The following is a 26,390-nucleotide window of genomic DNA, read 5'->3' as shown; positions in this document are numbered from 1 at the left end:
GATCTCGGCGCTGGTCCCTCCTCCATTGCGAGCGCGATCCGACTCAGACCGCGTCCTGCAGCGGCTGCGGGAGGGCCGAGACGAACGCGCGGGCCGCGGCGCTCGGCCGTTCCGGCACCGCCACCATCGTCCGCCACACCAGGAGCGGATCGGCGAGCGCCACCGCCCGCAGCCCGGCCGGGCGCTTCTCGGCGAAGTGCGCCGGCACGACCGCGATCCCCATGCCGTACTCGACCAGGTCGAGCAGCGTGTGCACGTCGTTCACCTCGAGCTCGACCTCGAACGCGAGACCGTGCGCCGCGAACGCCCGCGCCGCGAGGTGACTCGCCGCCCAGTGCTCCTGCAGCCCCACGATCGTCTCGCCCGCCAGGTCCGGGATGCGGCAGCCGACGCGGCTCGCGAGCGGGTGACCCGGGCGCACGAGCACCGCGAAGCCCTCGCTCGCCAGCGGCATCGTCCGCACGCCGCCCGGCACGGCTCCGATGTCGGCGACCAGCGCCAGGTCGAGGCGGCCGGCGGCGACGGAGTCGAGCAGCGTGCCGGACCCCTCGTGGATCAGCCGGAGCGCGACTCCCGGGTGCTGCTCGCGGAAGGTCGCGAGCTCGCGCGGCAGGTGCACGCCGCCGAGGCACTCCTCCGTGCCGACCGCGAGGCTCCCGCGGAGCACCCCCTGCACGGCGAGAACCGCGTCGCGGGCGGCGAGCGCGCTGGCGACCGAGCGCTCCGACTCCGCGAGCATCGCCCGGCCGGCCGGCGTCAGCTCGACCCGGCGCGTGCTGCGGGTGAAGAGGGGGCTGCCCAGCTCGCTCTCGAGCGCACGGATCGACGCCGAGAGGCCCGACTGCGAGATCTGCAGGGCGCTCGCGGCGCGGGTGAAGTGCTGCTCCTTCGCGACGGCGAGGAAGTGTTCGAGCTGACGCAGTTCCATGGGTCCATCCTCGTCGCGCGGGCGGAGGAGCGGGGACCGGACCCGGCACTCCCCAGCGGCCGCTCGGCCGCCGGGTGCGGACTCGGCCGGCGGGTACGGCGGCCGCCGTCGCGAGAGCCGGCCCGGCTCAGGCGTCGGCGGACGAGATCGCGAGGACGATCGCCGTCAGCGTCGCCCGCAGGCGCTCGAGCGACTCGGGCTCCGACTCGTCCTCGAGGATCGACTGCTTGACCGCGTCGTCGTAGCCCGCCACCAGCAGGCGCACGGCGGTCGTGGGCTCGAGGGAGAACTCGCGGCGCACCTGGCGCAGCGCCCCGTGCACGATCTGCACGAGCGAGGCGTCGAAGCCGGCGCGGAAGTCGCGGTACTGCGGAGCGATCCGCGGGTCGCGGAGCGCGAGCAGCTCGAACTCCGACTCGACCACGCACCAGCGGCGGTTGTCGGTGGCAGGACCCTGGAGGAAGTCGAGGATGACCACGGCCAGCGTCTCGGCCGTCAGCGGCTCGTCGGCCGAGACGACGCGCGGGATCGTACGGTCCATCTGCTCGACGAGGGCGGTCACCCGGGCGCCGTTCTCCCGCTCCATGAGCGCGAAGAACAGCTCCTCCTTGGTGGAGAAGTTGGAGTAGAAGGCGCCGCGCGAGAACCCGGCGCGCTCGCAGATCTGCTCGACGGACGCGCTGTGCACGCCGGTCTCGGCGAAGACGTCGTAGGCCGCGTCGAGCAGGCGCTCGCGGGTGCGGCCTCGGCGGGAGGTCTCGGGAGGGGTGGAGTCGATCGCCGTCATCACCAGCCTCCTGCCCGCCCTGTCAACACCTTCGACGCCGTTCACCTTATCCGATACATTCACGTATCGAATACGGTCCTGTATCGGATACGCTCGTGTATCGGAGCCCGGCTCCGCCCTGGTACAGAGACGTATCGCCACCCTCCCCACCCATCGTCAGGAGACCGCGTGTCGTCGCTGCTCTACCGTCTCGGTCGTCGCGTGTACCGCGCCCACCGCCTCGTCGCCGTCCTGTGGCTGCTGATCGTGGTGGCGGGCGGAGGAGGAGCGCTGCTGCTCAACCAGGGCACCGACAACACGTTCTCCATCCCGGGCACGCAGTCGCAGACCGCCCTCGACCAGCTCGAGCGCACCTTCCCCCAGGTCAGCGGCACGTCCGCGCGGTACGTGGTCGTCGCGCCCGACGGAGGCAGCGTCCAGGACGCCGACGTGAAGGGCCCGGTCAGCGACGCGGTCGCCGCGCTCGGCGACGTCGACGAGGTCGCGGCCGTCACGGACCCCTACTCCGACAGCGTGTCCGGCACGATCTCCGACGCTGGGAACGCTCTCGTCGTCACCGCGCAGATGGACGGCTCCGCCACCACCACGAGCCCCGAGAGCCGCGACGCGCTGAAGGCCGAGGCGACGACCCTCCAGGACGCGCTGCCCGCCGGCTCCGTGGTCTCGCTCGGCGGCGATCTCTTCGCCCAGAACCTCCCCGGCGTGACCATCACGGAGGCGATCGGCCTCGTGGTCGCCCTCGTCGTCCTCGTGCTCACCTTCGGCTCGTTCCTGGCCGCCGGCATGCCGCTGGTCACCGCACTGCTCGGCGTCGCCCTCTCGATGTCGGCCATCTTCATCGCCACCCGCTTCGCCTCGATCTCCTCGACCACGCCGCTCCTGGCGCTGATGCTGGGCCTGGCGGTCGGGATCGACTACGCCCTCTTCATCATCAGCCGCCACCAGGACCAGCTGAAGCAGGGCATGGACCCGGAGGAGTCGACCGCGCGGGCGACCGCGACCGCGGGCTCCGCCGTCGTCTTCGCGGGCCTGACCGTGATCATCGCGCTCGTCGGCCTCTCGGTCGCGGGCATCCCGTTCCTCACCACGATGGGCGTCGCAGCGGCGGGCGGAGTCGCGATCGCCGTGGTCATCGCGCTCACCCTGACCCCCGCCCTCCTCGGCTTCGCCGGCGCGCGGCTGCGCCCGAAGGAGCGCCGCGCGAAGAAGAAGGCCGCGAAGGCCGCCGCCGCGGGCACCCACGTCGACACCGAGGCGCACGAGGAGGCGGCGACCGCCTCCCCCGGCGGCCACGTGCACGCCGAGGTCCCGCGCGGGTTCTTCCGCGGCTGGGTCCGGGTCGTCACGCGCTTCCCGATCGTGACGATCATCGCGGTGATCGGCGTGCTCGGCGTCGCGAGCATCCCGGCGCTCAGCCTCCGCCTCGCCCTGCCGGACGCCGGCTACCAGGCCGAGGGCACTCCCGCGCGCACCACCTACGACCTGCTCGCCGAGAACTTCGGCGCCGGCTACAACGGCCCGCTCATCGTCACCGGCACGATCATCGGCTCGACCGATCCGCTCGGCCTGATGGACGACCTCAAGGGCGAGATCGAGAAGCTCGACGGAGTCGCCTCGGTGCCGCTCGCGACGCCCAACGAGACCGCCGACACCGGCATCATCCAGGTCATTCCCGAGGGCGGCCCCGACTCCGAGGCCACCAAGGCGCTGGTCGCCGAGATCCGCGACAAGCACGACTACTTCCAGCAGGAGTACGGCGTCGACCTCGCAGTGACCGGCCAGACCGCGGTCGGGATCGACATCTCGGACACTCTCGCCAAGGCCCTGCTGCCGTTCGGCCTGCTCGTCGTGGGCCTGTCGCTGGTGCTGCTGACGATGGTGTTCCGCTCGCTCTGGGTGCCGATCAAGGCGACGCTGGGCTACCTGCTGTCGGTCGGTGCGTCCTTCGGCGCCGTGGCGGCGGTGTTCGAGTGGGGATGGTTCTCGGACGCTCTGCACGTCGACAAGACGGGCCCGATCATCAGCTTCATGCCGATCATCCTGATGGGCGTGCTCTTCGGCCTCGCGATGGACTACGAGGTGTTCCTGGTCTCGCGGATGCGCGAGGACTACGTGCACGGGAGGCCGGCGCGCGCCGCTGTCGAGTCGGGCTTCGTCGGCTCGGCCAAGGTGGTCACGGCCGCCGCGGTCATCATGTTCTCGGTCTTCGCCGCCTTCGTGCCGGAGGGGGACACCAACATCAAGCCGATCGCGCTCGGGCTCGCCGTGGGCGTTTTCGTCGACGCGTTCATCGTGCGGATGACGCTGGTGCCCGCCGTGCTGCACCTGCTCGGCGACCGCGCCTGGCACATGCCGCGCTGGCTCGACCGCATCCTCCCGTCCTTCGACGTCGAGGGCGAGGGCCTCACGAAGGAGCTCGCGCTGGCCGACTGGCCGGAGCCCGGATCCACGGACGTGATCGCGGCCGAGGACCTCCGCCTCGACGGACCCGACGGTCCCGTCTACAGCGGCGTCTCGCTGCGGGTCGCTCCCGGCTCCTCCCTCGTGGTCCACGGGCCGCACCGCTCCGGCCGCACCGCGCTGCTGCTGAGCATCGCCGGTCGGCTCGCCCCCGACTCCGGGCGCCTGAAGGTCGCGGGCCTGGTCGTGCCGATCCGCTCCGCCGCCGTGCGCGGCCGGGTCGGGCTGGTGCGCCTCGCCGGAGCCGCCGACCCCGTCGCCGACGTCCGGTCGGCCCTGGAGTCGGCTCCGCCGATCCTGGTGCTCGACGACCTCGACACGGTCACCGACCCGCAGCTGCGCGGCGCGATCCGGGCCGAGCTCGACGCCGCCCGCGCCGCCGACGACGCGTTCACCGTGGTCGCCTCCTCCGTCGACGCCGAGGCGCTCGACGACCTCCTCCCCTCCGACCGCGGCGTGCTCGCGGTCTCGCCCGCGGCCGAGCGCCGCGCGATCGCAAAGGTCCTCTGACAGATGGCTCTCCTCTCCCTCGAACGCCCCCGCGGCGTCAAGAAGGTGTCCTGGCTGACCCTTCTCGGGATCGTCCTGGTCCCCCTCGTCATCGGCGGCCTCCTGGTGTGGGCGCTCTGGAACCCGACCGAGCGCCTCGACACGATCACGGCCGCCGTGGTCAACGAGGACACCCCGGTCGAGATCAACGGGCAGACCGTGCCGCTCGGGCGCCAGCTCGCGGCCGGCCTGGTGACGGGCGGCACCGACTCCGCGAGCTCGGACGCCCCCTCCTCCACCCCCTCGGCGAGCGCGACGCCGTCCGCGAGCACGACCCCGGTGCCCAACGTCTCCGGCTCGGACTCGACGGGCAACTTCACCTGGGTCCTCACGGACAAGGACGACGCCGCCAAGGGCCTCGCCGACGGCAGCTACGCGACCGTCGTGACGATCCCCTCCTCCTTCTCCGCCGCCGCCACCTCGTACTCCGGCGACGCCGCGGAGGCGACGAAGGCGACCATCGACATCGCCACCAGCGAGAAGGCCAAGCTCGTCGACGACGCCATCTCGGCCACCGTGACCAGCACCGCCACGTCGCTGCTCAACACGCAGCTGACCACGGCCTACCTCGAGAACGTCTACGTCGGCTTCAACACCCTCAACGAGCAGATCGGCCAGGCGGCCGAGGGCGCGGGCACGCTCGCCGACGGCGCCGACCAGCTCGGCACCGGCGCCTCGACCCTCGCCGACGGCACGAGCAGCCTCGCCGACGGGATCGACGAGCTCGCCACCGGCGCCTCCTCGCTCTCGGACGGCGTCGGGCAGATCGGCACCGGAGCCTCGTCCCTCGCCGACGGCGTGGGGCAGCTGGGCACCGGGGCCTCCGATCTGTCCGGCGGAGTCGCGCAGCTGGCCACCGGTGCGCGCGGCCTCTCCGGCGGAGTGGGACAGCTCGCGACGGGCGCCCGGGACTCGGCGACCGGGGCGACCGCGCTGCAGGGCGGCGCCTCCGACCTGGCCGACGGGCTCGACCAGCTGAGGGAGGGAGTGGTGAGGACCGGCGACGGGACCCAGCAGGTCGCCGCCCTCAGCGCCGGCGCCGCCGCCGCCACTGCGGGGACCTTCGAGGCGCTCAGCGCCGCGCTCGAGGGCTGCGAGACGACGCAGTGCCTCGCCGCGCGCGCCGTCATCGCCTCGGCGGACGGACCCACCGGCGCGACCACCCTCGCCACGACGACCGCGGGAGCCGTCGCCGGGATCGACGCGGGCATCCGCCTCGGCGGCGACGGGCAGCCCTCGCTGATCGACGCGGTCGGGCAGTCCGCCACCGGCGCGCGCACTCTCTCGGGGGGCATCGGACAGCTGTCCGGCGGCCTGACGCAGCTCGCCGACGGCGCGGACGACGCCGCGGGCGGAGCGTCCCAGCTCGCCGACGGCCTCGACACCACGGCGGCCGGGTCGGCGCAGCTCGCGACCGGCGCCACCACCGCCGCGGCCGGTGCCCGCGACCTCGCGACCGGCGCGACCACGGCCGCGGGCGGCGCCGCCGACCTCGCCGCGGGAGCCTCCTCCGCCGCCGACGGCGCCGACCAGCTCGCCGACGGCGCGAGCGGGGTCTCGGACGGCGCCGTGCAGCTCGCCGACGGCACCCGCACGCTCGCGACCGGCCTCGACGCCGCGGTCGCGCAGCTCCCGACCTACACCGAGTCGGAGTCGACGAACCTCGCCGACGTCGTCTCGGACCCGGTCGAGAACGCGAGCAGCGCGACCGACCTGTTCGGAGCCTCCAGCGTCCCGTTCTTCGCGACGATCGCCCTCTGGCTGGGCGCCCTCGCGACGTTCCTGGTGCTCGCGGCGTTCTCGCACCGTGCACTCTCCTCGACCCGCTCCTCCGCGGCGCTCGCCCTCTCCTCCTACGTGCCTGCGCTCGTGATCGGCGTGGTGCAGGGACTCGCGGTCGCGATCGTGATGAGCGGGGTCGCGGGCCTGGAGCCGGGCCGCTGGGTCGGCTTCGCCCTCCTGGCGATGCTCACCGGCGCCTCGTTCGCCGCGGTGAACCAGGGGCTGGTCGCCCTGCTCGGAGGGATCGGCCGCTTCCTCGCGATGGTCGCGGCGGTGATCGCGCTCGGCGCGGGCATCATCTCGACGGTCCCCGGGCTGTTCGACGACGTGCTCGGGTTCCTGCCGCTCTCGGCGGCGCAGAACGCGCTGTCCGGAGTGGTCGAGGGCACCGACGGCACGGCCGGCGCCGTCGTCGGCCTGGTGATCTGGCTGCTGTTCGGCCTGCTGCTCACCGTCGCCGCGATCGCCCGACGCCGGGTCGTCTCGGTCCGCGCCCTGCACCGCACCGCGGAGGCGTAGGCCGCGCCTCGCGCCACTCCTCCCCCGAACCGGGGACGGGTGGCGCGAGGATCGCGCCACCGCCGCGCCTCTCCGGGCGACCGGCCCCGGCCGGGGCTAGCCTGACGCGATGGAGTCGGAACCGATGGCGATCCGGACGCGACGGGTGTACGGCCCATCGGTCCTGCGACGCCTCCGCGCCCTCCTCCTGCGGCTCCTCGGCGCCGGCCTCGCGGCCGTGCTCATCCCGTTCGCCGTCCTCGCGGACCGCCGCGGCGTCCTCGACGAGTCGGTGCTCGCGCTCGGCCTCCTCGCCCTCACCGTCGTCATCGGACTGGCCTCGGCGGTCTCGCTCTTCGTCGTCTCCCCCACCCGCGTGATGACGACCGAGACGCAGGTCGTGCTGATGCGCGGCCGCCGCCGCCGCGAGCAGTGGCCCCGCCGGTCGGTCCGCTTCCTCGAGTCCGCCGACGGCGACGGCTTCGTCGCCTGGTGCCGCGGCGACGGAGTCGAGGTGCGCTGCGGCCACTTCCGCCCGGAGGACCTCGCCGCCCTGCTCGCCGACCTCGGCGCCGCCGCCCGCGTCCGCCACGCTCTGCCGCCCGCTCTGGCCGGGCCCGCCTCGGCCGTCCGCTTCCGGCCGCACCGCGCTCCGCTCCAGCGCCGGGCGGTCGCCCTGGTCGTCGTCGCCACGGAGGCGTTCGCCGCCGGCGTCCTGGCCGTCGCCCTCGCGGGATCCCCGTCGGGCGACCGCGCGCAGATCGCGCTGGGGGCGGTCGTCGTGGCGCTCTCCCTCCCGCTCGGGCTGGTCGCCGCGCGGCTGGCGCTGCGGCCCGGGCTGCCGGGCTCGATCGTGGTGTCGGAGTCGGCCATCCAGATCGACGGGCTGATCTTCCCGCTCAAGGCTCTGCGCTCGGTCGTCGCCTCGAGCCCGACGGGGAGCCATAGCCTCCGCCTGACCCTCACCGAGACGAACGGCCGCATCACGGAGGTCCCCCTCGGGCTGCGGGTGCCGACGCTGCGGCGCGACCAGCTCTTCCCCGACTACCCGCTGCTGCTCGGCGTGCTGCGCGAGCGCACGGCGGGGCTGCTGCGGATCGAGGGCTGAGCCTCAGTCCTCGGCGCCGTCGGCGATGCGCTGGTGGTGGTGGATGACCTCGGCGACGATGAACCCGAGGAACTTCTCGGCGAACGCCGGGTCGAGGTGCGACTCCTCGGCGAGCGCCCGCAGCCGCGCGATCTGGCGGGCCTCGCGCTCGAGGTCCGCGGCGGGCAGCCCGTGGGCGGCCTTCAGCCGGCCGACCTTCTGCGTGAACTTGAAGCGCTCGGCGAGCAGGTGGATCAGCGCCGCGTCGATGTTGTCGATGCTCTGACGGATCTGCACGAGCTCGGCCCGCGCCAGGGACTCCTCGTGCGACGGCTCCTCGTGCGACAGCTCCTCGGTCATGCCCCGACCCTAACGGACCGCCCCCGGACACGACGACGGCCCCTGCCCGGAGTCCGGGAGGGGCCGTCGAGAGGGCCCGGTCAGTCGACCAGGTTGATCTGCACGGGGATGTTGCCGCGGGTGGCGTTGGAGTACGGGCAGAGCTGGTGCGCCGCGTCGGCGACCTTCTGCGCGTCCTCGGAGCTCGCCTTCGGCACGTAGACGTCGAGCTCGACCGAGAGGCCGAAGCCGTCGGAGTCGTTCTTCCCGATCGAGACGCTGGCCGAGACGGCCGCGTCGGTCGTGTCGATCTTCAGCTGGCGACCGGCTCCGTGCAGGGCGCTGAGGAAGCAGGCGGAGTAGCCGGCCGCGAACAACTGCTCGGGGTTGGTCCCCTCGCCGGAGCCGCCGAGCTCCTGCGGGGCGCGGGTGTCGAGGTCGAGACGGTCGTCCTCGGTGCGGACGTGGCCGTCGCGTCCTCCACCGGAGGCGTGGGCGATGGCGGTGTAGAGAGCATCCATCCCCCCATCCCACCACTCGGCCGCCGTGAGTCGGGTGAACGCGGGATGCACGTCCGTGCGTTCTCCCGGGAATCCCCCTCGGGAACGCTCCGGGGAGCGTCAAGCCCCTCCCCCTCGGCGCCCTCCGGGTGTGCGGTGGAGGGACACCGACCCCGACCGGCGCGAGCCGGAGAACGGACACGAGCATGCGAGCACTCACCTGGCAGGGCATCGAGAAGGTCTCGGTCGAGACCGTCCCCGACCCCCGCATCCAGCAGCCGACCGACGCGATCGTCCGGATCACCTCGACCGCGATCTGCGGCTCCGACCTGCACCTCTACCGCCTCCTCGGGCCCTACATCGACCGCGGGGACGTGCTCGGCCACGAGCCCATGGGCGTCGTCGAGGAGGTGGGCTCCGGAGTCACCACCCTGAAGCCCGGCGACCGGGTCGTCGTGCCCTTCACCATCGCCTGCGGCGAGTGCTTCATGTGCCGCCGAGGGCTGCAGTCGCAGTGCGAGACGACGCAGGTCACCGAGTACGGCTCGGGAGCGGCGCTCTTCGGCTACACGAAGATGTACGGCCAGGTCCCCGGCGGGCAGGCCGAGCTGCTCCGCGTGCCGCTGGCCGACTACAACACGATCGTCGTCGGCACGGACCTGCCGGACGAGCGCTACCTCTTCCTCAGCGACATCGTGCCCACCGCGTGGCAGGGCGTGGAGTACGCGCAGGTGCCCGACGGCGGGACCCTGGTCGTCTTCGGACTCGGCCCTGTCGGCCAGTTCGCGGCGCGGATCGGCGCCCACCGCGGCTACCGCGTCCTCGCCGTGGAGCCCGTCGCCGAGCGGCGCGCGATGGCCGAGCGGTACGGCGTGGAGACGTTCGACCTGTCCGACGACATCGCCGCGCAGCTGCGCGACCTCACGGACGGGCGCGGCCCCGACTCCGTCGTCGACGCGGTCGGCATGGAGGCGCACGGCTCGCCGGTCGGCTCGTTCGCGCAGTCGATGGCGGGGCTCCTGCCCGACCCGATCGCCCGCAAGGCGATGGACACGGTCGGCGTCGACCGCCTCGCCGCAGTGCACGCCTCCCTCGACCTGGTGCGCCGCGGCGGCACCGTGTCGCTGAGCGGGGTCTACGGCGGAGAGGCCGACCCGATGCCGCTGAAGTCGATGTTCGACAAGCAGGTGACGGTGCGGATGGGCCAGTGCAACGTGAAGCGCTGGATCGACGACCTGCTGCCGCTGGTGGAGGACTCCTCCGATCCGCTCGGCGTGATGGACCTCGTGACCCACCGGGCGCCGCTCGAGGACGCTCCGGCCCTCTACGAGACCTTCCAGAAGAAGGAGGACGGCTGCATCAAGGTCGTCCTGCACCCCTAGCCGGGGAACAGCGAAGGCGGCGCCCCCCGAGGGGAGCGCCGCCTTCGCGGTACTGCCGAGACCTACTTGAAGACGTCCTTGACGTCCTCGCCGGCCTTCTTGGCCGAGGCCGCGGCCTGGTCCTTCTGGCCTTCGGCCTTCAGGCTGTCGTCGTTCTTGTGGTCGCCCAGGGCTTCCTTCGCCTTGCCGGCGATGTCCTGAGCGGCGTTCTTGATCTTGTCATCGAGCCCCATGGTGGTGCCTCCTTCGCTGATCGTTGGCACGACCGTAGGACCGGGAACTGCCCGCTTCCTGGGAGCGGGAAGGGGCTTGCCCGGGTGCCCGCTGGACTGCGATGATTCGCGCCCTCGACCGGGGCCGGCCGGCCGAGGGCGCGGGATCAGGTCGCCGGGGTGGCGGACTCGGACGGAGCGGACTGCGAGGGCGCGTTCGTGGGCGTCTGCGACGATCCGTCGTCGGCGCTGGTGGGCACCGCGCTCCCCGACTGGTACGGCGTCTGGGCGTCGCCGGTGCAGCCGGCCAGCAGGCCGATCGTCAGAGCGGAGGCGCCGAGCGCCCCGAGGACCCGTGCGGCGCTCACTTGCCCGTCACCGCGTCCTTGACGGCCCCCACTGCCTTCTCGACGATGTTCGGCTTCGGGTCGGTGCCGTAGAGGCGCTCGTCCGGCTGCGTGGGCGGGGGCATCGGGACGTTGCCGCCGGGCTCCGCGACACGGTAGCTGAACTCTCCCTTGCCGTCCGGGGTCGGGCCCGAGGCCCAGCTGCCCTCGGAGGCCGCTGCTCCGTCCGAGAAGTTGATGTACTCGTACGACACGGAGCGCTCCTCCTTCGAGATCGGGAAGTTCGAGGGCACGGGCAGGTCCTCCCGGCCCTCCGCGCGCAGCTCGGCGGCCGCCGCGATCCACTGGTTCTGGTGCATGGTGTCGCGGGCCAGGAGGAACGACAGGAGGTCGCGCACGCCGTGGTCGTCGGTCATGTGGTAGAGCCGGGCGACCTGGAGCCGGCCCTGCATCTCCGCGTTCGCGTTGGCGGTGAAGTCGGCCAGCAGGTTGCCGCTGGCGGTGATGTAGGAGCCCTGCCACGGGTTGCCCATGCTGTCGACGGGGCGCGCGCCGGCGCCGGCCACGATGGCGTGCTGCACGTCGGAGCCGCCGATGACCGCCGCGAGCACGGGGTCCTTCTTCATCGCGTCCTCGGACTGCTCGACCGGGGCCTTCTCGAGCAGCTGGGCGATCATCACGGCGATCATCTCGACGTGGCCGAACTCCTCGGCGCCGATGCCGAAGAGCAGGTCCCGGTACTTGCCCGGGTCGTGGGCGTTCCAGGCCTGGAAGCCGTACTGCATCGCCACGGTGATCTCGCCGTACTGGCCGCCGAGCACCTCCTGGAAGCGGCGGGCGAAGACCGCGTCGGGCTTCGAGGGCGTGGACGTGAATTGGAGTTCCTGACGGTGGAAGAACATGACTGGTTGCCTTTCCGGGGTAGCCGGGCGGATCCGGGTGCGGACGTCCGATGTCTGTCCTCTCGACGGTAGGGAGCCCTGTTCGCGGGTCAGAAGGGGCTTGACGCGGTGGCGGAGCAGTCGATCCACGGGCTCTCGGGCCCCGCCCTCATGGGCGCGGGATGGTAGCCCCATCGGGGGGTCAGCCGCTATGCCCTTCCCGGTACTCGAGGGCCCGAACAGACTGGCGACGCCGGCACGCATTCATTCCCCACTCGATCCTGGAAGGGACAGACGATGTCGAACATCGATCCCGCTTCACCTCCGTTCGGAGACGGCGCCGCGAACTTCGGCGCGACCGAGACCCCCATCGACAGCGGGGCGCACGTCGCCTCCACGGACACCTCCTCCGGCTCCTCCTCGGGCAGCACGGCCGACTCCGCGAAGGAGAAGGCGAGCGCCGCCGCGGGCACCGCCAAGGACCAGGCCGGCGCCGTCGCCGGCGACGCCAAGCAGGCCGCGAGCGAAGTGCTCTCGACCGGCAAGGACGAGGCCGCCAACGTGGTCCAGGAGGCCAAGGTCCAGGTCAAGGACCTCTACGACCAGAGCCGCACCCAGCTCACCGAGCAGGCCCACGCCCAGAAGGAGAACGCCGCCAAGGGCGCCCGCGCCTTCAGCGACGACCTGACCGCGCTGGCCAACGGCGAGGGCGGCAGCGACAACGCCGCCGCGAAGCTCGTCTCCCAGGCGGCCACCCGCGTGCAGGGTGTGGCCTCGTGGCTCGAGAACCGCGACCCGTCCGAGCTCCTCGACGACGTCCGCGCGTTCGCCCGCCGCCGCCCGGGTGCCTTCATCCTCATCGCCGCGGCGACGGGACTCGTCGGCGGGCGCCTCATCCGCGCCCTGACCGCCGAGGCGAAGGACGAGAAGGAGGCGACGAGCACCCGCACCGACGGGCCCGAGTTCGACGCCCCCGCCTCGACCACCGCGTACTCCGACGCCTCCGCGTACGACGCGCCCGTCGCGTCCGCCTACGGCACCGTCGGATCGAGCTCCCTCGAGCGCGACTACGCGCCGACCGAGCCCGTCGCCGACCCGCTCGACGGCGGCTTCCCGAACGGCGGCCGGCTGTGACCGACCCGACGGGCGTCCACCGCTCGACGGAGACGCCCGACCAGCGGGCCGGGTCGACGTCGCTGGGCGATCTGCTCGGCGAGGTCTCGCGCGACCTCTCCACCCTGATCCGCCAGGAGATGGCCCTCGCCAAGGCCGAGCTCAAGGAGTCCGCCGGCAAGGCGGGCAAGGGAGCGGGCCTCCTCGGCGGGGCGGGGTACGCCGCGCTGATGGCCGTGCTCTTCCTCTCGATCGCCCTCTGGTGGGGCCTGGGCACTCTGATCGGCAACGGCTGGTCCGGAGTGGTCGTGGCCGTCATCTGGGCGATCGTGGCCGCGATCCTCTACGCGGTGGGCCGCAAGAGCCTGAAGCAGGTCGACGGCGCTCCCGAGACGGTCGACTCCCTCAAGAAGATTCCCGACACCCTCAAGCCGAACGGGGCAGGACGATGACGTACGACGCAGGACAGAACAAGACACCCGAGGAGATCCGGGCGGACATCGAGCGCACGCGCCTCGAGCTCGGCGGAGACGTCGACGCGCTGGCCGAGAAGGTCAGCCCGTCCGCCATCGCGCAGCGTCAGACCGACAAGGTCAAGTCGGCCGTGGGCTCCGTCCGCGACCGCGTGATGGGCTCGGCGCACGACGCCTCCGACTCGCTCTCGAGCGGTGCGGGCTCGGCGAAGGCCAAGGCCGAGGGCAACCCGTTCGCCGTGGGGCTCATCGCCCTCGGCGCCGGACTCCTCGTCGCCTCGCTCATCCCCGCCTCCAGCAAGGAGAAGGAGGCGGCGAGCCGCGTCAAGGAGCAGGCCCAGCCGGTCGTCGACAAGGTGACCGACGCGGCCAAGGAGGCGGCGAGCGAGCTCCGCGAGCCCGCGCAGCAGGCCTTCGCCTCCGTCAAGGAGACCGCGACCGACGCCGCGCAGAACGTCAAGGAGGCGGGCACCTCCGCCACCGACGACGTGAAGGACTCTGCCCGCGAGGCCAAGCACGCCGTCCAGGAGGACGTGCAGCACTGATCCGTCGGCGCTGACAGGGCGGTGGGCCTCCGGGCCCGCCGCCCTTCGTCGTGCCGCCGGGAATACACCGCCGCCCGCGCTCCTTGCCCTCCGTATGCGATCGATCGTCTACTCCCGCACCGGTGACTCCTCCGTCCTCTCCCTCGTCGACCGGGAGGAGCGGGCGCCGGGCGCCGGCGAGGTCCGCGTCCGCGTCCTGGCGTCGGGCGTGAATCCGACCGACTGGAAGGCGCGCGCCGACGGCGACCTCGCGTTCGACGAGGTCGTGCCGAACCAGGACGGCGCCGGTGTCGTCGAGGCGCTCGGCGAGGGCGTCGAGGGCCTGGCCGTCGGCGACCGGGTCTGGATGTACCTCTCCGCGCACCGCCGCCCCACCGGCACCGCGCAGGAGTCGGCGGTGCTCGCCGCTGAGCACGTCGTGCGCCTGCCCGAGGGCGTCGGCACCGACGTCGCCGCGAGCCTCGGCGTCCCCGCGATGACCGCCCACCGCGCCCTCACCGTGCACGAGCACGGCCCCTCCCGCCTCGCCCCCGGCGCCCTCGCCGGCCGCACCGTCCTGGTCCAGGGCGGCGCCGGAGCCGTCGGGCACGCCGCGATCCAGCTCGCGGTCTGGGCCGGGGCGACCGTCATCGCGACGGTGAGCAGCGACTCCAAGGAGCGGCTCGCCCGTGCGGCCGGTGCGCAGCACGTGCTGCAGTACCCGGACGACGCGCTCGCCGACCGGATCCGCGAGCTCGCCCCCGAGGGCGTCCAGCACGTGGTCGAGGTCGCACCGGCTCAGAACGCCGCGCTCGACGTCGAGGTGCTCGCCAACCACGGCAGCATCGGGTACTACGCGAACAACAACGGCGACGAGTTCACCGTGCCGATCGTCGCGAGCTTCGCGAAGAACGCCCGCTGGCAGGGCCTGCTGCTCTACACCGTGGGCGAGGAGGCGCTGCAGGCCGCGGCCGAGGACATCACCGCGGCGCTCGTCGACGGCGCGCTCCCGGTGGGCGAGGAGGCGGGCCTCCCGCTGACCTGGTTCCCGCTCGAGGAGACCGCGGCCGCCCACGACGCGGTCGAGCAGGGCACGACGGGAAAGGTGCTCATCCGCGTCGCCGACTGACCGGGAGGGCTCGCCTCTGATCGACTCCCGGCCGGATCATCCCCGGAGCGGGGGCGAGCCCGGGACGGTCGAGCGGTCGGCCAGGCCGGCCACGAGCTCGGCGAGCGCCTCCTCGGCCGTGCGGGTCGGCGCCCAGCCGAGCTCGGCGCGGGCGCGCTCGGTCGACATCACCGGGACGTTGCCCGCGATGTCGAGCCAGCCCGCGTCGGTGCGCTGCAGGCGCAGGTGCCAGGTCGCGGTGACGACGGAGCGGAGCAGCCCGAACGGCACCGTGACCAGGCGGGCGCCGAAGGCGTGCGCCAGCCGCTCCGGAGTGAGGACCGGCTCGGCCGCGATGTTGAAGGCCCCGCCGGCGCGCCGGTCGAGCGCGCGCCAGAAGGCGTCGGCCACGTCGTCGGCGTGCACGCCCTGGAAGACGATGCTCCGCGGCAGCGGCAGGACCGGGATCCGGACCGCCTTCAGCCACCGCGTCGGGTAGTGGGGACCGGCGAAGAGCCCGGCGATCTCCGTCGCCGCTCCGCGCTGGAAGACGAGCCCCGGGCGCAGGCGTGTGACGACGATCTCGGGGTGCCGCTCCTCGAAGGCGTCGAGCTGCCGCTCGTTCGCGGCCTTGTGGCGGCTGTAGGTCGAGGTGTGCAGGCCGCCCGTGGGCCAGTCCTCGGTCACCCGGATCGACTTCGGCGCGGCGCTGTAGGCGCCCACGGACGAGGCGACGGCGACCTGGCCGACTCCCGCGGCGGCGACCGCCTCGAGCACGGCCGCGGTGCCTCCGACGTCGACCAGCCGCTGGAACGGCTCGTCGTGGCTGGGCTGCAGCGCCCAGGCGAGGTGGACGACGGCGTCGACGCCGGCGAAGGCCTCGCGGAGCCGCCGCGGGGCGACGCTCGACGCGAGGTCGATCTCGACCCAGCGCACGTCGCGGTACTCCTCCGAGCGGAGCCGAGGGGCCCGGCGGGCGATGCCCACGATCTCCTCCACCCCGGCCTCGCCGTGCAGGCGCCGCAGCAGCGCCGTCCCCAGGTTGCCGGTCGCCCCGACGATCGCGATCCGCATGGCGTCATCCCTCCGGGAGCGGCGTACGCCGACCCCCTCCTCCGAGGCTAGGCAGGGGCGCCGCCGCGGAGGAGCCGCTTGACAGCGGGCACGACGGGACGCTCGGCGGGGACCGCCGGCGGCCGGCGGGGTGAACGCTCCTCCCCAGGGCGGATGCGGCCTAGACCACGGCGGGAGCGGGCGCATCCCCCCGCGCGGCCGGCCGCCGATCCCTAGCCTGGGACGATGCTGCCGACACCGCCCCGCCGCGCCCTCCCCGTGCGACACGAGGTCGAGGGCGTCACGCTGCGGACGGTCGACACCGGTCCGGCCGGAGCGGGCGCGGTGTTCGTCCTGATCCACGGGATCGGGATGTCGCACCACACCTTCTCGCCGCTCGCCGCCCGCCTGAAGCGGCACGGCCGGGTGATCGGCGTCGACCTCGCCGGCTTCGGCGCGAACGGGCGACCGCGGCGGAGGGTCGGCCTCGAGGACCACGCGCGGCAGGTCGAGCAGGTCCTCCGCGGACTGGGCGTCTCGCGCGCGGTCGTCGTCGGGCACTCGATGGGGTCGCAGGTGGCGGTCGAGCTGGGGCTGCGCGCGCCCGGCCTGGTCGACGGCGCGGTGCTGATCGGGCCGGTGGTGGATCCGCAGCGGCCCGGAGCGGTCCGCCAGGGGCTCGCGCTGCTGCGGGACTGCCTCGGCGAGCCGGTGGGCGTCGACGCGATCCTGCTGGCCGACTACCTGCGCGGCGGCCTGCGCTGGTACCTGCGCCAGCTGCCCGAGATGCTGAGGCATCCGGTGCAGGAGCGCGTCGCCCGACTGGAGGTGCCGGTCCTCGTCGCCCGCGGCCGCGACGATCCGATCGCCACCCGTGACTGGTGCGAGCGGCTCACGGCCCGCGCGCGCGAGGGGCGGCTCGTCGAGTTCGCCGGCTCGCGCCACGTCGTCCCCCGCACCGAGCCCGGAGCGCTCGCCCGCGAGATCCTCCGCTTCGCCGCTGCGCTCGGCGAGAGGCCCGCCGCCCCGCTGCCCCTCCGGTCGGAGCCCGCCGCATGAGCCGGCTCCGGCGCCTGGTGCGCGACGCCGTCTGGTGGATCCGCGACTACGCCTACGCCGTCGCCTGGCAGGTACGCGGCGTCCTCTCGCGCCGCGCCCCGGACGACTACCTCGACGGCGACCGGCGGCCCGTCGTGGTCCTGCCGGGGATCTGGGAGACCTGGTCCTTCCTCCGCCCGATCATCGATCCGCTGCACGAGCGCGGGCACCCTCTCCACGTGCTGACGAGCCTCGGCCGCAACGGCCGCCCGGTCGCCCGGACCGCGGAGGACGTGGCCGCCTACCTCGCCGAGCACGGGCTCCGCGACGTGGTGATCGTCGCCCACAGCAAGGGCGGACTGATCGGCAAGTACGTGATGACCGAGCTCGACCCGGACGGCCGGGTCGACCGGATGGTCGCCGTGGCGACTCCGTTCGGCGGCTCCCGCTACGCGCCCTACCTGGTCCTCCGGAGCCTGCGCGCCTTCTCGCCGCGCGACGCCACGACCCTGCTGCTGTCGAGCCGCTCCGGAGCGAACGCGCGGATCACCTCCGTGTTCGGCCTCTTCGATCCGCACATCCCCGAGGGCAGCATGCTCGAGGGCGCGGTCAACGTCCGGATCGAGACCGGCGGGCACTTCCGCATCCTGAGCGACCCCGAGACGCTCACCGCGGTCGTCACGGCGGTCTCTGCGGAGGAGCGCGCCGACGGAGAGGCGCCCTGACGGCGGCGGAACCCCTGACGACTCCGTAGCAACCCGCGTCGCCGCGGCGGAACCCCCTGGCGCCTACGGCCCGCGAGGCGGAGCGTGGAGCCATGCCCGCCTCCTCCACCGGCCCGACCGAGCTCCTCCTCGTCCGCCACGGCGAGAGCCTCGCCAACATCGCGGCGAGCGCCGCCGAGGCCTCGGGGGCGCACGAGATCGCCGTCGACCGCCGCGACCCCGACGTCGAGCTCTCCCCCGCCGGCGAGGAGCAGGCGCGCGCGCTCGGCCGCTGGCTGGCCGAGGAGGCGCGGCCCGCCTCCGCCTGGACGTCGCCCTACCGCCGCGCCTCCGCGACCGCGCGCCTCGCCCTCGGAGAGGCCGGCATCGACCTGCGGCTGCGCCCCGACGAGCGCCTGCGCGACCGCGACCTCGGCGTCACCGACCGCCTCACCTCCGCCGGCGTGCGGGCCCGGATGCCCGAGGAGGCGGCGCGGCGCGAGTGGCTCGGCAAGTTCTACTACCGGCCGCCGGGAGGAGAGGCCTGGACGGACCTCGCGCTCCGCGTCCGCGCCTTCGTCGACCACCTCGCCGTCGCCGCGCCTCCCGGGCCGGCGATCCTCTTCTGCCACGACGCGGTCGTCCTCGTCCTCCGCTACGTCCTCGAGGGCCTCTCCGAGCACGAGCTGCTCGACATCGGCGCCTCGACGCCCGTCGCCAACGGCTCCGTCACGCGTCTCGTCCGCGACGGCGACGCGTGGCGCCTCGAGCTCTTCAACCGCACGTCCCACCTCGAGCGCTCCGGCGCCCCCGTCACCCGGCACGACGACCGCGCAGCCGGAGAAGGAGACCCTCATGAGTGACCTCGTCTCCCGCGCCCTGCTCGAGCAGCGCTGGCCCCTCCCGGAGCCCGGAGGCTCGAAGCACTCCCGCGGCGACGTGGTCGTCGTCGGCGGCGCCCGCAAGACGCCCGGCGCCGCGATCCTCGCGGGGATCGCCGCGCTGCGGACCGGCGCGGGTCGCATCACGCTCTGCGTCGCCGAGTCGGTCGCGTCGGCCACCGCGGTCGCGCTGCCGGAGTGCGGAGTTGTCCCGCTCGCGGAGACGCGCACCGGCTCCGTCTCGGGCCGCGGGCTCGACGTCCTGGCCGGCGAGCTCTCCTCCGCCGACGTCGCCCTGATCGGACCCGGCCTGGACGACCCGCGCGCGACCGCCGCGACCCTCCGTGCCCTCGCTCCGCTCCTCGACGACGTGCCGGCCGTGCACCTCGACGCCTTCCCGCTCGGAGTCCTGCCCGGGCAGCGCCGTCTCGCGCGGAGGCTCGCGGGCCGGCTCCTGCTGACCCCGAACTCGGAGGAGGCGTCCCGGCTCCTCGGCGAGGAGGTCGACGACGTCGAACGGGCCGCCCTCGCGGTCGCCGAGCGCTACGGCGCGGTGGTGAGCCTGTTCAACACCATCGCCTCGCCGGACGGCGACGCGGTGCGGATCGAGGGCGAGCACCCCGGGCTGGCCACCGCGGGCAGCGGCGACGTGCTCGCCGGAGCGACGGCGGGCCTGCGCGGGCGCGGCGTCGATCCGATGGGCGCGGCCGCGTGGGGCGCGTTCCTGCACACGGAGGCGGACTCGCGCCTCTCCGCGCGGATCGGCCCGGCCGGGTACCTCGCGAGCGAGATCCCGGGGGAGTTCCCGCGCGTGCTGGCGGGCTGAGCGGGGCGGGTGCATTGAGGTCGGCAGCCGTTCCGAGGCGGGCCGGCGGTGCGAGCGCCCCGGCCCGGGCCGGCGGCGTGAGCGGCGGCGATCACCGTGACCGCGGCGTCGACCTCAGTGCGCGACGTCGGCGACCGAGAACGCCACTCCCGGCGTGATCAGGATCGAGGTCTCGCGGGGCTCGCCCTCGCCCTGGTTCACCGTGATCCAGCGCGACGCGGAGCCGTCCAGGGCGCGGTCGATGCTCTCGCGCACCTCCGCGGCCGACGTCTCGCTCAGGCTGAACGGCGCTCCGCCGTAGATGATCTCGACGCGCTTCACAGCATGCTCTCCTCGCTCTGACGGGCGGTCCCGTGGGGCTCCTCGCTGATCCGCAGCCCGTGCGCCGTGTGCGAGTCGGCGAGCAGCTGGCGGATCCAGTCCGGGTTGATGTTCGGGGCACGGCCGCCGTGGTACTTGAAGCGCAGCGGGATGGCGGGGTGCAGCCAGATCGAGGTGCGTCCGTCGCCGACCGCCTGCGAGTCCTTCCACGAGAAGTAGAAGGACTCGTTGCGCGCGAGCTTCGAGCCGATCACGATCTGCAGGTGCGCCAGCAGACGGTCGTCGAAGTCGGCCTCGAGGGTCGAGTCGTAGATCAGTCGCCCCATCAGGCGGTTCTCCGTTCGGGAAGTCGCCCGTCCGCGAAGGATCGGGCGGAGTCGTGAGTGTCGATCCTACCGGCGCCCCGGATGCTCACCAGGAGTCGTCCTCCCCGTGGAAGTGCGGGATCTCGGTGTCGACGGCGGAGAGGGGCCCGGCGCCGCCGTCCTCCTCGGCCACGGGGTGCGAGACGCCCAGGCGGGCCGTCTCGCGGGTGAAGCGCTCGACGAGCTCCTCGTCGAGCAGTTCCTCGGCTCCGTCGTCCTCGGACTCCGAGAACAGCTGGCTCGCCGGTCCGATCAGCAGCGCCGCCCGTCCGGGCCGGCCGGACTCCTGGCGGATCGGGATGTCGACCGTGATCGACCCCTTGGTGAGCGCCAGCGCCTCCGCGTAGGCCAGCAGCGACCGCGCGATGGCGGTACCCGTCAGCACGGAGCTGCCGGCGTAGTGGATGCGTTCCATGCCTCCTTCCTACTCCTCGGGCGGCCGCCCGGTCAGCGGTTGCGCGGTCGAGGGAGGGAGCGCTAGCGCCGCGTCGATCCGGCGGTCGAGCGCGTCGCGGACGGCCGGCCACTCGGCCGCGAGGATCGAGTGGACGGCCGTGTCGCGCCACGAGCCGTCGGCCCGCCGCTGGTCGTGGCGGAGCACCCCCTCGAACACGGCGCCGAGGCGGAGGATCGCGGCCCGCGAGCGCGCGTTCACCGCATCCGCCTGGAGCTTCACCCGCTCGTAGCCGCTGTCGAAGGCGAGCCCGAGCACCAGCCGCTTCGCCTCCGGGTTCACGACGGTGCCCCACGTCTCGGGCGCGTAGGCCGTCCAGCCGAGGTGGGCCGCCTCGCGCGTCTCGTCGAAGTCGGCCAGCGAGGTCGTGCCGACGACGCGCCCCTCCTGCAGCACAGCGAACGGCAGGCCCGTGCCCCAGGGGTAGTAGCGGTCGACGAAGGCGCGGAACTCCTCCGGGGTGCCGGGGAGGCCGGCGGGTCCTCCTCCGTAGCCGCCGGCGAACACCTCCGGACGCCCGATCGCCCGCCCGAGCGGCTCGACGTGCTCGGCGGCGAGCGGCTCGAGGACGATCGAGCGGCCGACGAGCGTGACGGGACCGGGGCGGCGGGGACTGCTCATGCGATCAGTGTGGGGCACCGTGCCAGCATGGCTCCATGAGCACCGCCGCGCTGTTCGAGTCCGCCGCCGCCGCCCTCATCGGCCTGCTCGCGCAGGTGCGGGAGGACCAGTGGGAGCAGCCGGGGCTCGGTGTCTGGGACGTCCGCGGCCTCGCGGGCCATGCGTCGCGAGCGGTGCTGACGGTCGAGGCGTACCTCCTCGCTCCGGAGCCGCCCGAGCCGACCATCGAGGACGCGCTCGACTACTACGCCGCGCTGGCCGGGAACGTCGCCGACCCCGCGGCGGTGGCGCGACGCGGGGTCGAGGCGGGGCTGCTGCTCGGCGACAGGCCGGCTCAGGCGCTGGCGGAGGCGGCGGGCCGCGCGGTCGAGCTGGTCGCCGCCCAGCGTCCCGGCCGCCTCGTCGCCGTGGGCGGCCACGCGATCGAGCTGGACGAGTACCTCCGGACCCGGCTGCTCGAGCTGGTCGTGCACACGCTCGACCTCTCGCGGGCCACCGGGATCCCGCACGTGCTGCCCGCCGAGGCCGTCGAGGCGTGCATCGCGCTGACCGGTGGGCTGGCCGCTCGAGCCGGACGCGGCGAGGAGCTCCTGCTCGCGCTGAGCGGGCGGGAGCCCCTCGCCGCGGGGTTCTCGGTGGTGTGAGGGCGCCGGCCCTCCGGCTGCGGGTTCTGCGCGGCGCCGGCCCTTCGGCCACCGGGTCCTCCGTGGTGAGGGCGCCGGCCCTCCGGCTGCGGGTTCTGCGCGGCGCCGGCTCTCAGGCCACGGCGAGAGCGGCGACCGGCGACACCTTCGTGGCGCGGCGGGCGGGCAGCACGGCCGAGACGACCGTGATCACGACGCCCACCACGAGCACCGCCACCAGGATCGGCACCGGGACGGTCGGCGGGATCAGTCCGATGCCCGGCAGCGAGCCGAACACCGAGATCGCGCCGCACCAGCCGTAGACGATCCCGAGCACGATGCCGAGCACCGCGGCAGCGATGATCATCTGCGCAGCCTCGAGCACCACCATCGACCGCACCTGCGAGCCGGTGAAGCCGAGCGCGCGGAGCAGGCCCAGCTCGCGCCGGCGCTGCAGCACGCTGAGCGACAGCGTGTTGACCATGCCGACGGCGGCCAGGACGACCGAGAAGCCGAGCAGGACGCTCATCACCGCGGTGCTCACCTGGATGAACTGCTCGAACGCCGCGATCACCTCGGGATTCGTCTCGCCCGAGCGCTCCATGATCGTGCCGAAGGTGGCGGCGGCGACCGCGAACATCGTGACCAGCGACACTCCGATGACCAGTCCGATGACGGCGCGGGCGCTGCGCGCCGGATTGCGGACGGCGTTGGCGGACGCCAGGCGGGCGACGGGGCCCCGGCCGAAGGCGCGGCCCACGAGGGCCGTGAGCGGAGGGAGCAGGACGGGCGCCCCGAGGATCACGCCGGTGAAGGACGCCATGCCTCCGACCAGCCCGAGGAGGACGCCGCCGGGGTTGGCCAGCCCGAACACCACGCCGCCGGCGAGCAGCAGCGCGCCGACCACGACGAAGACGATCGCCGTGATGTTGCGGGCGGTGCGGCCGCGCAGCTCCTCGTAGCGGGGCTCGGCGGGGGATCCGGCGGCCTGCGACGGCGCGACCGCGAGCACGCGGCGCGATCCGGACCACGAGGCGATGACCGTCGAGGCGACCACGGCGATCAGCGGCAGCACGAGGCCGGGCGAGACGAGCGGGTAGTCGAAGCGGGGCAGGGTGCCGCTCCGGATGGCGAGCTCCGCGGCGAGCGCCACGAGAGCGACGCCGGCGACCAGGCCGATCGCCGCTCCGAGGAGCCCCTGCAGGAGGCCCGTGCGGACGATCCCGCTGCGCAGCGACCGGCCGGAGGCGCCGAGCAGGCGCAGCAGGGCGATCTCGCGGGTGCGCCCGGCGATGACGGTCGAGACCGCGTTGGCCGTGACGATCCCGCCCACGAACACCGCGATGCCGAAGAAGACGGCGCCGACCATCCCGAGCATGAGGGCGACCTGGCCGATGCCGTCGATCCCCGCTGCCGCGAAGGCCGCGACCATGTCGGCGATGACCTGCACCAGCACGGCGCCGAACGCCGCGGCGAGTGCGGCGACGGTGACGATGGCGCCCCCGCCCTGGCTCGAGCCCGTGCGCACGCCGCTCACGCCGCGCCCTCCATCGTGAACATCGCGCGCGAGATCTCCTCGGCGCTCATCCCGCGGCGGTCGTCGACGACGGCCCCGTCGCGGAGGAAGACGATGCGGTCGGCGTAGGCCGCCGCGATCGGGTCGTGGGTGACCATCGCGATCGACTGGCCGTACTCGCGGGTGGAGGCCCGGAGCAGGCTGAGGACCTCGCGGCCGGTGCGCGAGTCCAGGTTGCCGGTGGGCTCGTCGGCGAAGATCAGCTGCGGCCGGGTGGCGAGGGCGCGGGCGATCGCCACACGCTGCTGCTGCCCGCCCGAGAGCTCGTGGGGCCGGTGCGTGAGGCGCTCGCGGAGCCCGAGGGACTCGATCAGCCGGGCGATCCACTGCTCCTCGTCGCCGGTCACGGAGCGGCCGTCGAGCTCGAACGGGAGGCGGATGTTTCCGCGCACGTCGAGCGTGGGGACGAGGTTGAAGGCCTGGAAGACGAAGCCGACGCTGCGGCGGCGGAGCACGGTCAGCTCGACGTCGCTCATCGAGGTGATCTCGGCGTCCCCGAGGAACACGCGGCCGGAGGAGGCGGTGTCGAGGCCGGCGAGGACGTGCATGAGCGTCGACTTGCCGGATCCGCTGGGGCCCATCACCGCGGTGAACTCGCCCCGCTCGATCGAGAGCGTGACGTCGTCGAGGGCGACGACGGGCGGCGTGCTGCCGTAGAGCTTGCGCACGCCCTCGACGCGCGCCACGACGGAGGAGGTCTGGTTCTGCATGTCCTCGACGCTACGGAGGCACCCGTGTCGCCGGCGTCGTCCGCAGTGGCTCGCCGCGTCATCCCTCCGGCGGATCCGCGATGGTCCTGCGGGGTCAGCGGGGCCGGAGCCCCGCCCGGCGGAGGGCGAGGGCCGCCAGCGCGGCGGTGACGGCGGGGTCACCGGTCCGCCAGCCCGCGGCGGCCTCCGGGTGCGCGGCGAGGATGTCGCGGGGGGACGCCCGGGTGAGCGCGCGAAGGGCCAGCAGCTCGGTTCCGCCACCGGTCGAGCCGAGGGCGCGCAGCTCGGCGGTCCGGCGGGCGAAGCGGAGCCGGGGCCGGAGCCAGAGCACGGCCAGGAGCAGGAGCGGGAGGCCCCCGACGGCGAGCCCGGCGACCACGGCCAGGGCGCTCGCGAGCTGCTGCTGGTCGCGTCCGGCGGCGGCCAGCACGGAGCCGGCCCCGCTCGCCTCGTCGAACGGCGCGCGCACGGCGTCGCCGAGCAGGGGGATGCCGCCGAGGGTGGTCCCGGCGTCGCTCATGGTCGAGCCGAAGCCGCTGCCGGCGCTCTCGAGCCGCCGGCCGATCTCGGCCAGGCCGGCGATCAGCGAGCCGACCGCGATCCCCGCGGCGATCGCCACGACGGCCACGCCGAGAGCGAGGGCGTCGGCCATGATCTGCCGCGCGCGGACGGCCGGGAGGTCGGCGTAGATCTGCATGCGCCGATTATCCGGCGCGCTCGGCGGCGGGCGTGTCCACACCGGCGGAAGGATTCGTCGAGAGGGCCCGGGATCCGCGTCACTCCGCGAGGTCCCCGACGTTCTTCCTCCGTTGTGACCACGTCGGCCGCCTCCGAGAGGTCTGCCCGACCCGGCTCCTCGCCGCTTCTAGTCGAGCAGGTCGTGCAGCACGACGACCTGCTCGCGCTCCGGCCCGACGCCGATCGCCGAGAACCGGGCACCGCTCATCGCCTCGAGCGCGCGCACGTAGTCCTGCGCGGTCTGCGGCAGGTCCGAGAACTCGCGGCAGCCGGAGATGTCCTCCTGCCAGCCGGGGAACTCCTCGTAGATCGGCTTCGCGTGGTGGAAGTCGCTCTGCGAGACCGGGACCTCGTCGTGGCGCACGCCGTCGACGTCGTAGGCGACGCAGACGGGGATGGTCTCGAGGCCCGAGAGCACGTCGAGCTTGGTGAGGACGAAGTCGGTGACCCCGTTGATCCGCGCCGAGTAGCGGGCGATCGGGGCGTCGTACCAGCCGCAGCGGCGCGGGCGGCCGGTCGTGGTGCCGAACTCGAAGCCCTGCCGGCGGAGGTACTCGCCCCACTCGTCGAAGAGCTCGGTCGGGAACGGGCCGGCGCCGACGCGGGTCGTGTACGCCTTGATGACCGCGATGACGCGGTCGATGCGGTTCGGTGCGACTCCGGAGCCGGTGGCCGCTCCTCCCGAGGTCGCGTTGGAGGAGGTGACGAACGGGTAGGTGCCGTGGTCGACGTCGAGCATCGTGGCCTGGCCGGCCTCGAACAGCACCGTCCTGCCGGCGTCGAGCGCCTGCGAGAGGATCAGCGACGTGTCGGCGACCATCGGGCGCAGGCGCTCGGTGTACTGCAGCAGGTCCTCCAGCACCTGCTCGACCAGGATCGCGCGGCGGTTGTAGACCTTCACCAGCAGGTGGTTCTTCTGGTCGAGGGCGCCCTCGACCTTCTGGCGGAGGATGTTCTCGTCGAAGAGGTCCTGGATGCGGATGCCGACGCGGTTGATCTTGTCGGCGTACGCCGGGCCGATGCCGCGGCCGGTGGTGCCGATCTGGCGCTTGCCGAGGAAGCGCTCCGTCACCTTGTCGAGGGTGCGGTGGTAGCTGGTGATGACGTGCGCGTTGGCGCTGACGAGCAGCTTCGACACGTCGACGCCGCGGGCGCTCAGCGCCTCGAGCTCGTGGAACAGCACCTCGATGTCGACGACGACGCCGTTCGCGATGACCGGGACGACGCCCGGGGTGAGGATGCCGGAGGGGAGCAGGTGCAGGGCGTACTTCTCGTCGCCCACCACGACGGTGTGCCCGGCGTTGTTGCCGCCGTTGAACTTCACGACGTAGTCGACGCGGCTGCCGAGGAGGTCGGTGGCGCGTCCCTTGCCCTCGTCGCCCCACTGGGCGCCGGTGATGACGATTGCTGGCATGGCGTGTCCTTCTCGACGGGAGGGGCGGCCGAGGCGATCGGAGCGGCGGTGGCGGCTCCGAGTGCGACGACGGCGAGGAGGCTTGCGGCGCGGAGT

Annotated in this window: 29 protein-coding genes; 13 read left to right on the top strand and 16 right to left on the bottom strand. The window is 73.7% G+C overall.

All coding sequences use genetic code 11. The features are described from left to right. Positions 1-43: 43 nt before the first annotated feature. Positions 44-928, bottom strand: a complete 885-nt coding sequence (locus tag C5C33_RS11530) for a LysR family transcriptional regulator (protein WP_104222755.1) — start codon at positions 926-928, stop codon at positions 44-46. A 127-nt stretch (positions 929-1,055) separates the two neighbouring features. Next, positions 1,056-1,715 (bottom strand): TetR/AcrR family transcriptional regulator, encoded by a 660-nt coding sequence (locus C5C33_RS11525; protein WP_104225692.1) that lies wholly within the window; start codon positions 1,713-1,715, stop codon positions 1,056-1,058. Between the two features lie 168 nt (positions 1,716-1,883). On the opposite strand from C5C33_RS11525, the gene C5C33_RS11520 reads away from it, so the two are divergent. The 3 genes from C5C33_RS11520 to C5C33_RS11510 all read left to right on the top strand — a co-directional run bounded on the left by C5C33_RS11520 (position 1,884) and on the right by C5C33_RS11510 (position 8,112). Continuing rightward, entirely contained in the window at positions 1,884-4,685 is a 2,802-nt protein-coding gene (locus C5C33_RS11520; protein ID WP_104261174.1) for an MMPL family transporter, read from the top strand. Between the two features lie 3 nt (positions 4,686-4,688). After that, positions 4,689-7,025 (top strand): YhgE/Pip domain-containing protein, encoded by a 2,337-nt coding sequence (locus C5C33_RS11515; protein WP_104261173.1) that lies wholly within the window; start codon positions 4,689-4,691, stop codon positions 7,023-7,025. Positions 7,026-7,134: 109 nt separating this feature from the next. Further along, positions 7,135-8,112 carry a hypothetical protein gene (locus C5C33_RS11510; RefSeq protein WP_146084420.1) on the top strand — a complete coding sequence of 326 codons (978 nt, stop codon included), beginning with the start codon at positions 7,135-7,137 and terminating at the stop codon, positions 8,110-8,112. A gap of 3 nt (positions 8,113-8,115) precedes the next feature. On the opposite strand, the gene C5C33_RS11505 is transcribed toward C5C33_RS11510, so the two are convergent. Further along, positions 8,116-8,451, bottom strand: a complete 336-nt coding sequence (locus C5C33_RS11505) for a chorismate mutase (protein ID WP_104222760.1) — start codon at positions 8,449-8,451, stop codon at positions 8,116-8,118. Positions 8,452-8,531: 80 nt separating this feature from the next. Beyond that, a complete protein-coding gene (locus C5C33_RS11500; RefSeq protein WP_104222761.1) occupies positions 8,532-8,951 on the bottom strand; it encodes an organic hydroperoxide resistance protein in 420 nt (139 codons plus the stop codon). 185 nt (positions 8,952-9,136) lie between these two features. Between C5C33_RS11500 and C5C33_RS11495 the strand changes: the two genes are divergently transcribed. Then, positions 9,137-10,312 carry a zinc-dependent alcohol dehydrogenase gene (locus C5C33_RS11495; RefSeq protein ID WP_104222762.1) on the top strand — a complete coding sequence of 392 codons (1,176 nt, stop codon included), beginning with the start codon at positions 9,137-9,139 and terminating at the stop codon, positions 10,310-10,312. Between the two features lie 62 nt (positions 10,313-10,374). Here the strand turns inward: C5C33_RS11495 and C5C33_RS11490 are convergent, their stop codons facing one another. From C5C33_RS11490 to C5C33_RS11480, 3 genes are all read right to left on the bottom strand, one after another. Next, positions 10,375-10,545, bottom strand: coding sequence for a CsbD family protein (locus C5C33_RS11490; protein ID WP_104222763.1), 171 nt, complete (start codon positions 10,543-10,545; stop codon positions 10,375-10,377). Between the two features lie 146 nt (positions 10,546-10,691). Further along, a complete protein-coding gene (locus tag C5C33_RS11485) occupies positions 10,692-10,892 on the bottom strand; it encodes a hypothetical protein (RefSeq protein ID WP_104222764.1) in 201 nt (66 codons plus the stop codon). Beyond that, positions 10,889-11,773, bottom strand: a complete 885-nt coding sequence (locus C5C33_RS11480; RefSeq protein ID WP_104222765.1) for a manganese catalase family protein — start codon at positions 11,771-11,773, stop codon at positions 10,889-10,891. The genes C5C33_RS11485 and C5C33_RS11480 overlap by 4 nt, the downstream gene beginning before the upstream one ends. Before the next feature lie 276 nt (positions 11,774-12,049). On the opposite strand from C5C33_RS11480, the gene C5C33_RS19015 reads away from it, so the two are divergent. The 4 genes from C5C33_RS19015 to C5C33_RS11460 all read left to right on the top strand — a co-directional run bounded on the left by C5C33_RS19015 (position 12,050) and on the right by C5C33_RS11460 (position 14,991). Further along, the gene (locus C5C33_RS19015; RefSeq protein ID WP_104261171.1) at positions 12,050-12,886 is read left to right on the top strand and encodes a hypothetical protein; all 837 of its coding nucleotides are present in this window, start codon (positions 12,050-12,052) and stop codon (positions 12,884-12,886) included. Further along, positions 12,883-13,317 (top strand): phage holin family protein, encoded by a 435-nt coding sequence (locus C5C33_RS19010; protein ID WP_104222767.1) that lies wholly within the window; start codon positions 12,883-12,885, stop codon positions 13,315-13,317. Before C5C33_RS19015 ends, C5C33_RS19010 begins: the two co-directional genes overlap by 4 nt. Next, positions 13,314-13,883, top strand: coding sequence for a DUF3618 domain-containing protein (locus C5C33_RS11465; RefSeq protein ID WP_104222768.1), 570 nt, complete (start codon positions 13,314-13,316; stop codon positions 13,881-13,883). Before C5C33_RS19010 ends, C5C33_RS11465 begins: the two co-directional genes overlap by 4 nt. 94 nt (positions 13,884-13,977) lie before the next feature. Continuing rightward, positions 13,978-14,991 (top strand): NADPH:quinone reductase, encoded by a 1,014-nt coding sequence (locus C5C33_RS11460; protein WP_104261170.1) that lies wholly within the window; start codon positions 13,978-13,980, stop codon positions 14,989-14,991. Between the two features lie 36 nt (positions 14,992-15,027). Here the strand turns inward: C5C33_RS11460 and C5C33_RS11455 are convergent, their stop codons facing one another. Then, entirely contained in the window at positions 15,028-16,044 is a 1,017-nt protein-coding gene (locus C5C33_RS11455; RefSeq protein WP_104222770.1) for an NAD-dependent epimerase/dehydratase family protein, read from the bottom strand. A 225-nt stretch (positions 16,045-16,269) separates the two neighbouring features. On the opposite strand from C5C33_RS11455, the gene C5C33_RS11450 reads away from it, so the two are divergent. The 4 genes from C5C33_RS11450 to C5C33_RS11435 all read left to right on the top strand — a co-directional run bounded on the left by C5C33_RS11450 (position 16,270) and on the right by C5C33_RS11435 (position 19,472). Continuing rightward, complete coding sequence (locus tag C5C33_RS11450; protein ID WP_104261169.1) at positions 16,270-17,082, top strand: alpha/beta fold hydrolase; 813 nt, start codon at positions 16,270-16,272, stop codon at positions 17,080-17,082. Beyond that, positions 17,079-17,786, top strand: a complete 708-nt coding sequence (locus C5C33_RS11445; RefSeq protein WP_104239324.1) for a triacylglycerol lipase — start codon at positions 17,079-17,081, stop codon at positions 17,784-17,786. The genes C5C33_RS11450 and C5C33_RS11445 overlap by 4 nt, the downstream gene beginning before the upstream one ends. Positions 17,787-17,878: 92 nt before the next feature. Then, positions 17,879-18,628, top strand: a complete 750-nt coding sequence (locus C5C33_RS11440) for a histidine phosphatase family protein (protein WP_104250670.1) — start codon at positions 17,879-17,881, stop codon at positions 18,626-18,628. After that, positions 18,621-19,472 carry an NAD(P)H-hydrate dehydratase gene (locus C5C33_RS11435; RefSeq protein WP_104234278.1) on the top strand — a complete coding sequence of 284 codons (852 nt, stop codon included), beginning with the start codon at positions 18,621-18,623 and terminating at the stop codon, positions 19,470-19,472. The genes C5C33_RS11440 and C5C33_RS11435 overlap by 8 nt, the downstream gene beginning before the upstream one ends. A gap of 114 nt (positions 19,473-19,586) precedes the next feature. On the opposite strand, the gene C5C33_RS11430 is transcribed toward C5C33_RS11435, so the two are convergent. The 4 genes from C5C33_RS11430 to C5C33_RS11415 all read right to left on the bottom strand — a co-directional run bounded on the left by C5C33_RS11430 (position 19,587) and on the right by C5C33_RS11415 (position 21,233). Further along, positions 19,587-19,793 (bottom strand): hypothetical protein, encoded by a 207-nt coding sequence (locus C5C33_RS11430; RefSeq protein ID WP_104222775.1) that lies wholly within the window; start codon positions 19,791-19,793, stop codon positions 19,587-19,589. After that, the gene (locus C5C33_RS11425) at positions 19,790-20,119 is read right to left on the bottom strand and encodes an ATP-dependent DNA ligase (protein ID WP_104222776.1); all 330 of its coding nucleotides are present in this window, start codon (positions 20,117-20,119) and stop codon (positions 19,790-19,792) included. The genes C5C33_RS11430 and C5C33_RS11425 overlap by 4 nt, the downstream gene beginning before the upstream one ends. Positions 20,120-20,204: 85 nt before the next feature. Beyond that, on the bottom strand, positions 20,205-20,573 hold the full coding sequence (locus C5C33_RS11420) for a hypothetical protein (RefSeq protein ID WP_104222777.1): 369 nt from the start codon (positions 20,571-20,573) through the stop codon (positions 20,205-20,207). Positions 20,574-20,582: 9 nt separating this feature from the next. Then, entirely contained in the window at positions 20,583-21,233 is a 651-nt protein-coding gene (locus C5C33_RS11415; protein ID WP_104258044.1) for a GNAT family N-acetyltransferase, read from the bottom strand. 35 nt (positions 21,234-21,268) lie between these two features. Here C5C33_RS11415 and C5C33_RS11410 point away from each other — a divergent pair, with 35 nt between their 5' ends. Next, positions 21,269-21,877: a maleylpyruvate isomerase N-terminal domain-containing protein gene (locus tag C5C33_RS11410; RefSeq protein WP_104261168.1), complete on the top strand. Its 609-nt coding sequence runs from the start codon at positions 21,269-21,271 to the stop codon at positions 21,875-21,877. Positions 21,878-21,989: 112 nt separating this feature from the next. Here the strand turns inward: C5C33_RS11410 and C5C33_RS11405 are convergent, their stop codons facing one another. The 4 genes from C5C33_RS11405 to C5C33_RS11390 all read right to left on the bottom strand — a co-directional run bounded on the left by C5C33_RS11405 (position 21,990) and on the right by C5C33_RS11390 (position 26,294). Next, on the bottom strand, positions 21,990-23,393 hold the full coding sequence (locus C5C33_RS11405; RefSeq protein ID WP_104261167.1) for an ABC transporter permease: 1,404 nt from the start codon (positions 23,391-23,393) through the stop codon (positions 21,990-21,992). Next, positions 23,390-24,142, bottom strand: coding sequence for an ABC transporter ATP-binding protein (locus tag C5C33_RS11400; RefSeq protein ID WP_104261166.1), 753 nt, complete (start codon positions 24,140-24,142; stop codon positions 23,390-23,392). The genes C5C33_RS11405 and C5C33_RS11400 overlap by 4 nt, the downstream gene beginning before the upstream one ends. A gap of 94 nt (positions 24,143-24,236) precedes the next feature. Continuing rightward, positions 24,237-24,839, bottom strand: coding sequence for a hypothetical protein (locus C5C33_RS11395; protein ID WP_104261165.1), 603 nt, complete (start codon positions 24,837-24,839; stop codon positions 24,237-24,239). Positions 24,840-25,007: 168 nt separating this feature from the next. Further along, positions 25,008-26,294, bottom strand: a complete 1,287-nt coding sequence (locus C5C33_RS11390) for an adenylosuccinate synthase (protein WP_104234282.1) — start codon at positions 26,292-26,294, stop codon at positions 25,008-25,010. Positions 26,295-26,390 lie beyond the last annotated feature (96 nt).

It is taken from the genome of Rathayibacter sp. AY1H3 (assembly GCF_002932015.1).
Note: the sequence above shows the minus strand (reverse complement) of the source record. Positions and strands in the feature narration are given on the sequence as shown.